The sequence below is a fragment of the Modestobacter sp. SYSU DS0511 genome, from assembly GCF_054050755.1.
The window spans coordinates 59,866-72,877 of record NZ_JBJGZY010000007.1; the positions used below are offsets into that span (position 1 = coordinate 59,866).

9 protein-coding genes are annotated in these 13,012 nt (G+C 74.5%); 4 read left to right on the forward strand and 5 right to left on the reverse strand.

Going from position 1 to position 13,012, the window contains the following annotated elements:
• Nucleotides 1-136: 136 nt before the first annotated feature.
• Genes ACI783_RS05480 through ACI783_RS05490 form a run of 3 tightly spaced genes read left to right on the forward strand, consistent with a single transcriptional unit; the run spans nt 137 to nt 6,350 of the window.
• On the forward strand, nt 137-4,294 hold the full coding sequence (locus ACI783_RS05480; protein WP_457139498.1) for a Pls/PosA family non-ribosomal peptide synthetase: 4,158 nt from the start codon (nt 137-139) through the stop codon (nt 4,292-4,294).
• Nucleotides 4,291-5,643, forward strand: a complete 1,353-nt coding sequence (locus ACI783_RS05485; protein ID WP_457139499.1) for a heparan-alpha-glucosaminide N-acetyltransferase domain-containing protein — start codon at nt 4,291-4,293, stop codon at nt 5,641-5,643. The genes ACI783_RS05480 and ACI783_RS05485 overlap by 4 nt, the downstream gene beginning before the upstream one ends.
• A 2-nt stretch (nt 5,644-5,645) precedes the next feature.
• Nucleotides 5,646-6,350 (forward strand): BPL-N domain-containing protein, encoded by a 705-nt coding sequence (locus ACI783_RS05490; protein ID WP_457139500.1) that lies wholly within the window; start codon nt 5,646-5,648, stop codon nt 6,348-6,350.
• Nucleotides 6,351-6,431: 81 nt separating this feature from the next.
• Here ACI783_RS05490 and ACI783_RS05495 read toward each other — a convergent pair whose 3' ends face one another.
• The gene (locus ACI783_RS05495) at nt 6,432-7,151 is read right to left on the reverse strand and encodes a hypothetical protein (protein ID WP_457139501.1); all 720 of its coding nucleotides are present in this window, start codon (nt 7,149-7,151) and stop codon (nt 6,432-6,434) included.
• 715 nt (nt 7,152-7,866) lie between these two features.
• Between ACI783_RS05495 and ACI783_RS05500 the strand changes: the two genes are divergently transcribed.
• On the forward strand, nt 7,867-9,312 hold the full coding sequence (locus ACI783_RS05500; protein ID WP_457139502.1) for a M1 family aminopeptidase: 1,446 nt from the start codon (nt 7,867-7,869) through the stop codon (nt 9,310-9,312).
• A 27-nt stretch (nt 9,313-9,339) separates the two neighbouring features.
• Here the strand turns inward: ACI783_RS05500 and ACI783_RS05505 are convergent, their stop codons facing one another.
• The 4 genes from ACI783_RS05505 to ACI783_RS05520 all read right to left on the reverse strand — a co-directional run bounded on the left by ACI783_RS05505 (nt 9,340) and on the right by ACI783_RS05520 (nt 12,985).
• Nucleotides 9,340-9,672 carry a TraR/DksA family transcriptional regulator gene (locus ACI783_RS05505; protein WP_457139503.1) on the reverse strand — a complete coding sequence of 111 codons (333 nt, stop codon included), beginning with the start codon at nt 9,670-9,672 and terminating at the stop codon, nt 9,340-9,342.
• Nucleotides 9,673-9,756: 84 nt separating this feature from the next.
• Nucleotides 9,757-10,377, reverse strand: coding sequence for a class I SAM-dependent methyltransferase (locus tag ACI783_RS05510; protein ID WP_457139504.1), 621 nt, complete (start codon nt 10,375-10,377; stop codon nt 9,757-9,759).
• 32 nt (nt 10,378-10,409) lie between these two features.
• Nucleotides 10,410-11,780 carry a YibE/F family protein gene (locus tag ACI783_RS05515; RefSeq protein WP_457139505.1) on the reverse strand — a complete coding sequence of 457 codons (1,371 nt, stop codon included), beginning with the start codon at nt 11,778-11,780 and terminating at the stop codon, nt 10,410-10,412.
• A complete protein-coding gene (locus ACI783_RS05520; protein WP_457139506.1) occupies nt 11,777-12,985 on the reverse strand; it encodes an MFS transporter in 1,209 nt (402 codons plus the stop codon). Before ACI783_RS05520 ends, ACI783_RS05515 begins: the two co-directional genes overlap by 4 nt.
• Nucleotides 12,986-13,012 lie beyond the last annotated feature (27 nt).

Genomic DNA, 13,012 nt, shown 5'->3' on the forward strand with positions numbered 1-13,012 from the left:
CACTCCGAATTCGACCTCTCACCAATAGTCATGTTCGCGCCGAGTGCGCGGATTTCGTCCCATAGTTCTGGTCAGCAACTGTGTTACTCCCTAGCGTCGACAAAGGTTCGAACATGTCAACTGTGAGAGCGAGTCGATGGCGACGGACAGCGACAGCCCGGATTTCATCCCCGGCTTCACCATCCCGGAAGACCCGGCACTCGATCGCGCGCCCTCGCGCTTCCGCTTCAGCGACAACGTCGCGGGAACGGCACCTCGGCGACAGTCGCCGGACACGACCCGGCTGTCCCAGTACTTCGAGCGGACCTGCGACCACCGCCCCTCGGCGACCGCGCTGGAGTGCGAGGGCGAGCGGCTGAGCTATGCGGACCTCGACCAGCGGGCCAACCGGCTGGCGAACCACCTGCTGGGCCTCGGCATCCGGGCCGGCGTCCGCGTCGGCATCCTGCTGGACCGCTCGGTGAACACCTACGTCAGCCTGCTCGCGGTGACGAAGACCGAGGCGACGTTCGTCCCGATCGACCCGGCGGCCCCGGCCGACCGCGTCCAGTTCATCGCCGAGGACTCCGACCTCGGGCTGGTGGTCACCACCACCTCGTTCGCCGCGACCACCGGCGGGCTGCCCTGCCCGGTGCTCCGCCTGGACGAACTGGGTGGCGCCCTCGCGAGCGCGCCGAGCTGGCGGCCCGAGCTCGACACCGGCGGGGACCCCGTCTGCTACATCATCTACACGTCCGGCTCGAGCGGCCGGCCCAAGGGCGTGGAGATCGCCCAGTCGAGCATCTGCAACTTCATCGGGATCGTCCCGGACCTCTACGGCGTGGAGCCGACCGACCGGGTCTACCAGGGCATGACGATCGCCTTCGACTTCTCCATCGAGGAGATCTGGCCGACCTGGGCGGTGGGGGCGACCCTCGTCGCCGGTCCCACCGACGGCCGCCGGGTCGGCAGCGGGCTGGCGGACTTCCTGGCCGAGCACGAGATCACGATGATCTACTGCGTCCCCACCGTGCTGGCGACCCTGGACCGCACCCTCCCGCTGATCCGCACGGTGAACGTCGGCGGCGAGGCCTGCCCGCGGGAGCTCGTCGACCGCTGGGGCCCCGGCCGCCGCATCCTCAACACCTACGGCCCGACCGAGACCACGGTCACCTGCACGATGGCCGAGCTGTACCCCGGCAAGCCGGTGACCATCGGGCGACCCCTGCCGACCTACCGCGTCACCCTGCTGGACGACGAGCGGCGCCCGGTGCCCAACGGCGAGGTCGGCGAGATCTGCGTCGGCGGCCCAGGGGTGGCCCTGGGGTACGTCAACCGCCCCGACCTGACGGCCGACCGCTTCCTCCCCGACCCGCACGGCTTCCCCGGGGAGCGGCTCTACCGCACCGGCGACCTGGGCCGCTTCCTCCCCGACGGGGAGCTGGAGTACCTCGGCCGGGCCGACAGCGAGGTCAAGGTGCGCGGCCACCGCGTCGACCTGCAGGAGGTCGAGGGCATGCTCCTGCAGCACGACCGGGTCACCGCTGCCGTGGTCACACTGCTGCCTGCACCGGAGACCGGCGGGGAGCTGGCCGCATACGTGATCCCGCGCCCGGGGGACGACGCCGAGGGCCTCGTCGCCGAGCTGCACGACCTGGTCATCGAGCAGCTGCCCCCGTACATGGTCCCGGCGTTCCTCGACGTCGTGGACACCATCCCGATGCTGCCCAGCGGCAAGGCGGACCGGAAGGCGCTGCCGGAGCCGCGGGGACCGCGCCTGATGCGGGACACCGGCGCCTACGTCGCCCCGGACACCCCCGTCGAGGCCTGGGTCGCCGGGATCTGGGAAGAGGCCTTCGGGCTGCCGGCCGGGTCGGTGTCGGTCGAGGCCGACTTCTTCGACGCCCTCGGCGGCCATTCGCTGCTCGCCGCGAGGATCGTCTCGACGATGCGCTCGAGCGACCTGGGCGCCGGCCTCTCGATCCTGGAGCTCTACCGGCACCCGACGGTCCGGTCCCTCGCCGCGCACCTCGAGGAGGACGCGCACTCCGGTGCCGCCGTCGCCGAGCCGCACCTGCGCCGCCCGGCGCAGTCCTCCCGCCGACGGATCACCGCGTTCGGCTCGGCGCAACTGACCACCCTCTACGGCATCGTGCTGCTGTTCCTCCTCCCAGCCGCCGTGGTCTACGAGCTGAACGGCGGCGAGCCGTCGGCCACCCTGGTCGTCCAGCTGGCGCTCGCCCTGCCCGCGTTCTTCCTCCTCGTCCGCTGGGTGCTCCCGGTCGTCGGGTCCCGGTTGCTCTCGCGGGGGCTGCAGCCCGGTGACCACCCGCTGTGGAGCTGGACCCACCTCCGGGTCTGGACGGTGCAGAAGCTGATGGTCATCTCCCCGATGACCGTGCTCAGCGGATCCCCGTGGGCGGCGACCTACCTGCGCCTGGCCGGTGCGCGGATCGACGACGACTGCCACATCGGCACCGCGGAGATCAGCCTCCCGGCGATGCTGGACATCGGCCCCGGCGCCACCCTCGGGTACGGCACCCAGCTGCACGGCCACCGGGTCGCCGACGGCGTGCTCTCGCTCGGGGTCGTGACCGTGGGCGCCGGCGCCACCGTCGGCTCGCAGTCCCTGCTGGAGGCCGGCTCCGCCGTCGGTGCGGGCGCCGTGCTGCGCGAGCAGTCGCTCCTGCCCGCCGGGCAGGTGGTCCCCGACGGGGCCACCTGGACCGGTTCGCCGGCCCGGGCCACGACCGAGCCGCCCGACCCGGTGATCGAGGTGATGACCAGCTGCGACCGGGCACCCCGCACCTGGTCGCGTCAGCTGCGGACCGGTTTCGCCGCCGGCATCACGCTGCTGGAGCTGCTGCCCTTCTTCGTGCTGCTCCCCGTGGTGGCCCTGGTGTGGTGGGTGCTGCTGACCTTCGGGCTGGGCGCCGCCCTCGTCGCGACGGCCCTCTCGGGCCCGGTCTTCGTGGCGGCCTCCTGCGCGCTGATCCTCGGGTGCCGTCGGCTCGCACTGACCGAGACCCCGCCGGGGGTGCACCACCTGCGCTCCAAGCTGGGTCTGGAGAAGTGGCTGGGCGACAAGCTCCTCGAGATGAGCCTGATGCTGAACAACAGCATGTACGCGACGCTCTACACCTCGATCTGGCTGCGGGCCCTGGGCACCAAGGTGGGCCGCGGCGCCGAGGTCTCCACCATCGCCAACATCGACCCCGACCTCCTGACCCTGGGCGAGGGCAGCTTCGTCGCCGACATGGCCAGCGTCGGCAGCGCGACCTACGCCAACGGGCACGTCGCCTTCCAGGCCACCGAGGTCGGCCCCCGCGCCTTCGTGGGCAACGCCGCGTTCATCCCCTCGGGGTCGCACCTGGGCGAGGGGTCGCTGATCGGTGTGCGGAGCGTGCCGCCGACCGGGGGGGTGCCGGCGGACTCCTCGTGGCTCGGTTCCCCGCCGATCAACCTGCCGCGTCGGGAGCTGTACGAGGAGTACACGGAGGAGGAGACGTTCGCGCCCAGCCGCCGCCGCGTGCGGGCTCGCTACGCCATCGAGTCCCTGCGCATCGTGCTCCCCAGCTCGATCCTGGCGCTGGCGATGTTCGGCACGCTGTACGGCGTCTCGGTGCTCTCGGCGAACCAGGGCCTGCTCGTCACCGTGGTCGGTGCGCCGCTGATCGCGCTGCTGTCCAGCCTCGCCGTCGTGGTGGCGGTGGCCCTGCTCAAGTGGGTCGTCGTCGGCCGGTACAAGCCGCGGGTCCGTCCGCTGTGGAGCGGCTTCGTGCGCCGCACCGAGTTCGTCACCGGGATCTACGAGGCGGCCGCGGTGCCGGCGCTGCTCACCTGGCTCACCGGCACGCCGCTGCTGGGCCCGTTGCTGCGTCTCTACGGAGCCAGGGTCGGCCGCCGGACGCTGATCGACACCACCTACCTCACCGAGTTCGACCTGGTGACCCTGGGCGACGACGTCTCCGTGGGCACGAACGCCTCCCTGCAGACCCACCTGTTCGAGGACCGGGTGATGAAGATGGACCACGTCATCGTCCGGGACCGGGCCAGCGTCGGGGACAAGTCCGTGGTGCTGTACGGCTCGGTCGTCGAGGCGGACGCCACGATCGCCGACCTGTCCCTGGTCATGAAGGGCGAGGTGCTGCCCCCCGGCACCGCGTGGAGCGGGATCCCGGCGCAGAAGGTCGGCCGGGCGCCGGCGAGCACGCTGCCGGTGCGGGACGACCCGTCCGCCGACGCCGCCGCGGTGGACGACCCCGCCACGGAGAGCCGACAGCTCAGCACCGCGTCGACCAGCCGGGAGGCATGAGCGTGTCCCAGACCAGCGAGCACCAGAACATCGTGGCCCCCCTGCCACCGGAGACCCCGGCCGCACCGGCGCTCCCGCACAGCTGCGCACCCGCGCCGGCCGGCGACGTCGCCGGCACCCCGGCCGAGGGCAGCCCCAGCACGGAGACCACCGCGCCGCCGCGGCGCCCGCGGGCGCGGCTGGTCGGCATCGACGCCGCCCGAGGCGTCGCCCTCATCGGCATGATGTCGGTGCACCTGATTCCCGCGGCCACCGATGACGGTGACGTGTCGCTGGCGTGGGCCCTGGCCAACGGCAAGGCCTCGGCGCTGTTCGCCTTGCTCGCCGGTGTCGGCATCGCCTTCTCCACCGGCGGTCGCCGCACCCTCCGTGGCCGGGCCTGGCGGGCCGGCGTGCTGTCCCTGCTGACCCGAGCGGTGATCATCGCGGCGATCGGCCTGACGTTCGGCTACGTCGTCGGCCCGGACGACGCCGCGGTGATCCTCGCCTACTACGGCGTGCTGTTCGCCCTCGCCATCCCGTTCCTCAAGCTCTCGACCCGCGGCCTGGTCGTGGCGGCCGCGGTGGTGGCCGTCCTCATGCCGCTGGCCAGCCATGCGCTGCGCAGCGGGATGGCACCCGTGACCGAGGCCAACCCGACGCTGACCGACCTGGTCACCGACCCGCTGGGCCTGCTGTCCCGGCTGACCCTCACCGGCGTGTTCCCCGCCCTGGTCTGGCTCGCGTACCTGCTGGCGGGGATGGCGGTGGGCCGGGCGGTGCTCTCCTCGCGACGGGTCGTCGGCCAGATCACCCTGCTCGGCCTGGCGCTGGCCCTGGCGTCCAGCCTGCTGTCGATGTTGCTGCTCACCGTCGGCGGCCTGGGGCGCGCACTGCGCGAGGACGCCCTGGCGACCATGCACTTCGAGGACTACCAGGACGCGCTGATCTGGGGCCCCTCCGGGACGACGCCGACCAACAGCCCGTGGTGGCTGGCGGCGATGGCTCCGCACAGCGGCAGCCCGCTGGACCTGCTCTTCACCATCGGGGTGGCGCTGGCGGTGCTGGGCGCCTGCCTGCTGCTCGGACGGGGCCTGCAGCCGCTGCTGCGCCCGCTGGCCGCCGCCGGCAGCATGACGCTGACGCTCTACAGCCTGCACCTGCTGCTGGTCGCGACCCCGCTCCCCCGCGGTCTGGGCAACCTGGTCGTCCAGGTCCTGCTGCTCGTGGCTTTCGCCGTGGTCTGGCGCAGCAGCCACCTGCGCGGGCCGCTGGAGGACCTCGTCTGGCGGGCGACCGACGCCGTGCGCCGGAAGACGCTGGGCTCGTCGAGCACGGCCGGATCGCGCAGCACCACGACCGGCGGCTGACCGTGTTCGGTCGCGGACGGGACCGGCCGCTGGCGCTGGTCTACCGGGGCCCGGCCTCCACGGCCGGCTGCCCGGAGGCGGTGGCCGGCGCGCTGGCCCGGAGCCGCTGGGACCTCGACGTCCGCTTCGTCGGGCCCAAGGAGCGTCTCGCCCTCGAGCCGGGGGTGCTCGCCGCCGCCGCGCTCTACGCCCAGCCCGGCGGCGGCGAACTGGGCAGGGCCTGGCGCAAGCTCCGCAAGCAGGCGCCGGCGGTCCGCGACTACGTCGCGGGCGGCGGTCGCTACCTGGGCTTCTGCCTGGGCGGGTACCTGGCCGGGGAGACACCCGGTTTCGGGCTGCTGCCCGGGGACGCCGACCAGTACGTCTCCTCCCCCGGGGCGTGGCCGACGCACACCGACGACGCGGTCACCACCGTCATCTGGAACGGCCGCCGCCGGGAGGTCTTCTTCCAGGACGGCGCCTGGTTCGACCTGGACCCGGCCCGGGGGGAGGCCGAGGTGCTGGCCACCTACGAGAACGGGCTGCCCGCCGCCGTGGTCGCACCCTTCGGCGCGGGCGCGGTCGGCGTCGTCGGGCCGCACCCCGAGGCGACCCCGGAATGGTTCACCGACGTCGGCCTGCCCGTGCCGACCGACGTCCGGGCCGATCTGACCCAGGACCTCGTCGACCGGGTGATGCGCCTCGGCCAGGTGTCCCGGACCGGCTGAGCGGACCCGACACGCACGCAGGCCACCGCGGGAGCGAGGGCTCCCCGCGGTGGCCTGCGCCGTTCGCGACGTGCTGCCGGCTCAGCCCTCGTCGAGGAAGGCGGCCACGATGGCGCCGAACTGCCCGGACCTGTTGTGCCCGACGCCGGCCGGCGCGACCAGTCGGGTGTTGAGGCCCTGGGCCGAGTACCACTGCTGCCCGGCCTGGGCACCGTAGGGACCGGAGAGCGCGTTGAACCCGCCGCCGGCGCCGGTGTCCAGGGCGCCGGTGTCCCAGCGCAGGACGACCTTGCCCTTGACGTCCGCCGGGATGGTGGCGCGACCGGCCGGTGCGCCGCCGCCACCGATCGCGATGACCCCGCCGCCGCCGGACCACAGCCCCGGGTGGGCCGGGAAGACGAACCGGGTCGCGGCCTGTGCACCCGACGAGTAGCCGGAGAACCAGAGCTCACCGGCGCCGTACTGGGCCTTGGTCTCGGCGATCAGCGCGGCCAGGTAGTTGGCGTACCCGGCTGCGTCGCCCCGCTCCCAGCACTGGCACGAGCGGTTCGGGCTGAACGGGGCCACCAGCACCATGTTGTGTGCTCGCGCCACGGCGGCCAGCCCGTTCGACCCACCGATCGCGTAGGACTGGGTCGGGTTCTCGATGCCGTACTCACCGGTGCCGTCGGCGTACACCAGCAGACCGATCGGCTTCGCCGGGTCCACCCCCTCGGCGAAGACCCGGTAGTCCGCGGTGTACCCGGCGGCGCTGAAGGACGCGGTGCGGTTGGTCAACGGCGCCGTGGGCGCCTGCTGCACCGGGGCAGCCGTGACCGGCACCGGGGCCGGAGCGGGGGCCGGTGCCGGAGCCGGAGCCGGCTTCGGGGCGGGAGCCGGAGCAGGAGCCGGCTTCGGGGCGGGAGCCGGAGCCGAGGGCGTGCTCGGCACGACCGTCGGCGCAGGTGCGGGAGCCGGCGCAGTGGTCGTGGGGGCCGGTCGGGGGGCGCCCCGCCGGGCCCGGTCGGCCTCCTGACGCGCCGCCCGCTCGGCCCGAGCGGCCTCGACCTGGACCGTGGCGCGCGCCGGGTCGGCGGTGGAGGCACTGCTCGCCGTCGTCCGGTCCGCGGGCGCCTCCGTCACCGTGGTCGCGCCGAAGGCGGCGGTCATGCACAGGAGGGCGGCCGCCGCACAGCTCCGCGCGTGCCGCCGGCCTCGGGTGGACAGGACGGACGAGAAGCGGCGACGACGGCCACCACGGATGTGACGTCTGGACAAGAAGAGACCCCTCCGAGCGTCCCGCACCGGAGTGCCGAACGGTGTGCAGCAGTTACGGAACGAATCGTTACACGCACTCAATGCGTCCGTAAGGTCACGGAGGGTCCACATTGACCTCATTCGTCACACCAGCCACCCCCACCTCGCCGGCAGGTGCGCCGGTGGCCGGCCGGCGCCGATGACCACGAGTTCGCCCGCGTTGCGACCGCGCGGGAGGATGGCGACGACGGGGACGTCCCGTCCAGGTCGAGGGGCAGTGATGCGCGCGGGTCGTCGACGGGCCGCGGTCGCCGCACTCGCCGGGGCCGTCCTGCTCGGCGGCTGCTCCCTCGGCGGCTCACCCGACCCGGACACCCGGCCCACGTCCACCGCCTCCCCGGACGGCCCGTCCCGGGCCGAGCCGTGGGCGGACCGGCCCGTGGTGGACCTGCGCTTCGACGTCTCGGCGGACCTGGAGACGGTCTCCGGTGCGGAGCGGGTCGTTTTCACCCCCGACCTGAGCACCTGCGTGCTGGTCTTCCGCGCCTGGCCCAACAAGCCGGCCACCGCACGGGCAGGCAGTGGGCTGACCGTGTCCGAGGTCAGGGTGGACGGCGAGCCGGCCGAGGTGCGCGACGTGCCGGCCGGAGCCCCCGACGGCGCGCCCGCCGGCACCCTGCTGGAGGTGCCGTTGGCCGAGTGCGCGGAACCCGGCGAGCAGGTCACCGTCGAGCTGGAGTTCGACGTCGAGCTCGGCACCGACGTCAACGAGCGGGTCGGCACCTCCTCCGAGGCCGACGTCGCCTGGTTCGCCACCGCGTTCCCGTTGCTCTCCTGGGAACGCGGTCGGGGGTGGGACCGGAACCCCGCCGTCGCCGTCGCCGGCGAGATGGCGGTGAGCGAGGACTTCGAGCTGGCCTCGCTGGAGGTCGTCGCGGACGCCGGCCACGAGGTGCTGGGCACCGGCCGACTGGTCGGTACCTCCGACGGCCCCGACGGCACCACCGTGCACGAGTTCGCCGCCCCGTCGGTCCGGGACGTCGCGGTGACCGTCGGGGAGCTCGACGTGCGGACGGCGGAGATCGGCGGCGTCCGGGTGCACGTCGGCGTGGACGAGGAGGTGGACCAGGCGACCCCGGCGGAGTGGCTGGCCCAGCTCGAGGAGTCGATGGCGGCCCTGGTCTCGCTCCTGGGCCCCTTCCCCTACGACGACCTCTGGGTCTCGGTGCTGTCCAGCCAGACCAGCGGCATCGAGTTCCCCGGCGCGATCCAGTTCGGCGACGCCGACCCGGACTTCCGCCGGGCCCTGGTGACCCACGAGCTGGCGCACATGTGGTTCTACGGCCTGGTCGGCAACAACCAGGGCGTGCACCCCTGGCTGGACGAGTCGTTCGCGACCTTCGCGCAGATGGTCGTGCACGGGCAGGGCTCGGCCGGGCTGGCCGCCCTGCCCGAGTCCACCCGGCACGGCGTGGGCGAACCGATCCAGTACTGGGAGCAGTTCCGGCGACCCAGCTCCGCCTACTACGACACCGTCTACACCGTCGGTGGGGCCACCCTGGTCGCGGCCCGGGACCAAGTGGGCGCCGAGGCGTTCGACGCGGCGCTGCGCGAGTACCTGCGCACCAATGCCTGGTCGATCGCCACCCCGGACGACGTCGAACGGGCCTTCGCGGAGCTGCCCGCGGTGCTCACCGAGCTGGAGCAGGTCGGCGCGCTGCCCTGACCGCCACCGCGGCTGGGCGCCCCCGGCTCAGCGCGCGCAGCCGATGCAGGTGCGGGCCTGCGGCCGGGCGGCCAGCCGCTCGGCCCCGATCGGCTGGCCGCAGCTCTCGCAGACCCCGTAGCCGCCGGCCGCGGCCCGGGCGAGCGCGTCGTCGACGTCGGCCAGCCGGCGCCGCGCGGACTCCAGCAACGCGGCGACCTGCTGGCGCTCGAAGGCGATCGTCGCCCCCTCGGGGTCGTGCTCGTCGTCAGCGTTCGAGGCGGCCGAGGCCGCCACGACCTCGTCGAACTCGCGGGTCAGCGCGGCGATCTGGGCGAGCGCCTCCGCCCGGGCGCGGGTCAGCTCGTCCAGCACGGTCACCGGCCCATCGTCCCCGCCGGCCAGCGTCAGCGCGACGACGGCGCCGCCCGCACGCCCGGCGTGCTCCGCTCCCCGGCCACGCGCTCAGGCAACCCGACGCAGCAGGCGCAGCGAACCGGTACCGGGCAGCTCGGTGAACTCCCCCGACGCCAGCACCCGGGAGTAGACGCCGAACGGGGCCTGCCCGCCGTCGGCCGGGTCGGGGAAGACGTCGTGGATCGCCAGCGTGCCACCGACGGCGAGCTTGCCCACCCACGCGTCCTGGTCGCGCCGGGCGGAGGACTCGGTGTGGCTGCCATCGAGGAACAGCAGCGCCAGCGGCGTCGACCACAGCGGCGCCAGCACCTCCGACCGGGCGACCACGGCGACGACGACGTCCTCCGCGCCGGCGTCGGCGATCGTGCGCCGGAAACCGGGCAGCGTGTCGATCCGCCCGACCCTCGGGTCGACCAGTGAGGGGTCGTGGTACTCCCAGCCGGGCTGGTGCTCCTCCGAGCCGCGGTGGTGGTCGACGGACACCACCTGCCGCTGCGTCTCCCGGGCCGCGGCGGCCAGGTACAGCGCCGACTTCCCCAGCCAGCTGCCGATCTCCAGCAGCGGACCGGGCACCGCCACCGCGCGGGCAGCCTCGTACAGGGCCCGGCCCTCGTCGGGTGGCATGAAGCCAGGTGCGGCGGCGGCCGCGGCCAGCAGGTCGGTGCGCACCGGCACAGCATGGCCGGTGCCGCGCGCCCCGGTCAGCGCGGGCCCCGGGGTCGCGGCGGCCGGCCGCCGGCGCCCTCGCCTGCCCCGCCGGCGGCGGCCTCGCGCATCGCGCGCAGGCGTTCCCGCCGACGCTCGGCCTCCCGCTCCTCGGCGGTGGGCTCCGGCGCGGGGGTCGTCGGCGTCGCGGCCGACGCCGAGCTGGCCGCCACCAGCGCACCCACCAGGGTGGTCACCGGGACGGCGAGCACGAGCGCGATGCCACCGACCAGGGTGCGGACGACCTCCTCGCCCACCTCGGCACCGGTGAGGGTCCTCCAGAACGGGAGCTCGTAGATCTCGAACAGCATCAGCAGCGGCAGCGCCGCCCCGGCGTAGGCGAAGACGATCGTGTAGACGGTCGAGGCGATGTGGTCCCGCCCGATCTGCATGCCCCGGGCGAACAGCTGACGCCAGCCCATCTCGGGAGACACCTCGTTCAGCTGCCAGACCGCCGACGCCTGCGTGATGCTGACGTCGTTGAGGATGCCCAGCCCGGCCACCACGCTGGCGGCGATGACCAGCCCGCCGAAGTCCAGGCTCCGGTCGAGCTGGAGCAGCTGGAGGTTGGCCTCGTTGTTGAACCCGGTCAGCCGGGCCGCGCCCACCGCCACGGTGCCGAGCACCGCACTGATCGCGAGCCCGAAGAGAGTGCCCACCAGCGCCGTCGTCGTCCGGGCGTTGAACCCGTGCGCCAGGTAGAGGACGACGAACATGATCGCCGTCGACCCGATCAGGCTCACCCACAGCGGGGAACCGCCCTGCAGGAGAGCGGGGAGCATGAACTCCAGCAGGACGACGAAGGCGAACCCCAGCCCCAGCAGCGCGAGGAGCCCGCGCAGCCGGGCCACCGCGCCCACGACCAGCACGAAGGCCAGCGCGAGGACGACGATCGGGGTGCCCCGGGCGAAGTCCTGGAACTGGTAGGTGGCCTGCCCGCCGTCGACCTCGTCCCGGGTGAGCACCAGCTCGTCACCGGCCGAGACACCGGCGTCCACCACCTCGGGGGGCAGGTCGACCTGGACGAAGTCGCCGCGGCTCTCCCCCTCCCCCACGACCATCACCGCGGTGGCGCAGGTCAGCGGCTCGCCGGTGCCGTCGGAGCAGTCGTAGGGCTGCAACGAGGAGACGGTGGCCACCGGGTAGGTCTGCCCGGGCGGGAAGTAGTCCGCGGCGGCCTGCTCGGCGGCGGTCGGCTCGTCGTCCGGCCAGAACACCACCAGCCCGACGACGGTGGCCAGCCCGACGGGGACGAGCAGCCACAGCATCAGCCGCACCGCCCAGCGGCGCCGGGCGACGGCGGCGGGGTCGGGAGGCGGCAGCTCGCCGCCGGTGGCGGGTGCGTGACCGTGGGAGTGTGCCGTCACCCGGTCAGGCTAGGCGGCGCAGCGTCCTCAGCCGCGGAGCGACCGGGGGTTCCCGGCGCGCCCGGCCCCGGGCGCGCCGGCTGCCGGGGCTGGGTGACCGTGGCGGCCACCAGCGCGACGGCGGCCGCCGCCAGGAAGGCGCCGGGCATGCTCAGTGCGTCGGCGAGGGCGCCGAGCAGCAGTGACCCGAGCGCCTGGCCGACGGTCAGGGCGACGAACAGCTGGGCGGCGGCCGGGCCGGCGGAGGCCGGCCGCAGGTGCGCGGCCCAGGCGATGAGCACCCCGCTCATCGCCACGAACGCGCTGCCGAAGAGGGCCAGCGCCACGGCGGCGGCCGCGGCTCCGCCGGGGACGGCGGCCAGCAGCCCCGTGGCGCCGGCGGCGACAACCAGCGTGCCGGCCCAGGCCGCGCGCAGCCCCACCCGCTGTACGAGCACCCCGCTCACCCCACCGACCAGGCCGGCGGCGCCCAGCACGCACCACAGCGCCCCCGTCAGTCCCGGCGAGAGGTCGCCGGGGCCGGTCAGCAGGTCCCGCCCGAACGTCCAGACCCCGGCGCAGCCGACCCCCGCGAGCAGGGCGGCCAGCAGCGGCCGGCCGAAGCGGCCGCCGGCCGGGCCCCGCCCCGGACCGGCCGACGCCGGATCGGCCGGCGCCGGCCAGCGCGCGGACCGGTCGGCCCACCAGGTGACCAGCAGCGCGGCGACGGCGAACCCCGCCCAGGCCGCCCGCCACACTCCCGGGACGGCGAGGACGAGCAGACCGCCGGCCACCACGCCCGCACCCGTCCCGCTGTTGACCACCCCCTGCGCGCGGGCCTCGGTCGCCGGCGGCACCGTCGCCGCGACCGCCGCCACCAGCGCCGGGGTCGCCGCACCCGCTCCGCTGCCGGCCACCAGCGCCGCGGCGGCGAGCACCGGGACCGAGCTCGCGGTGGACACCCCCAGGCACCCCACCGCCGCCGCGGCCCCGGCGGCCCACAGCGCCGACCGGCCGCCGGTGCGGCGGGACAGCCGGGGCGCCACCAGCGCCGTGGCGCAGTACGCCAGGTAGCTGCCCGCCGCCACGGCGCCCGCCGTCCCCGCGGAGAACCCGAACTCGGCGCGGAACTGCGGGAGGTACAGGCCGTAGCCGTACCGGGCCAGCCCGTAGGTGACCGCGATGACCGCGAGCCCCGCGCCGACGAGCGACCGCGGTCGCCCCATCGTCCGTAACGGTCGTTTCACCATAAC

Bases quoted from the DNA above. Each gene is read 5' to 3' on its own strand.
- ACI783_RS05480 (WP_457139498.1), top strand. From the start codon at position 137: ATGGCGACGGACAGCGACAGCCCGGATTTCATCCCCGGCTTCACCATC.
- ACI783_RS05485 (WP_457139499.1), top strand. From the start codon at position 4,291: ATGAGCGTGTCCCAGACCAGCGAGCACCAGAACATCGTGGCCCCCCTG.
- ACI783_RS05500 (WP_457139502.1), top strand. From the start codon at position 7,867: ATGCGCGCGGGTCGTCGACGGGCCGCGGTCGCCGCACTCGCCGGGGCC.
- ACI783_RS05520 (WP_457139506.1), bottom strand. From the start codon at position 12,985: ATGGGGCGACCGCGGTCGCTCGTCGGCGCGGGGCTCGCGGTCATCGCG.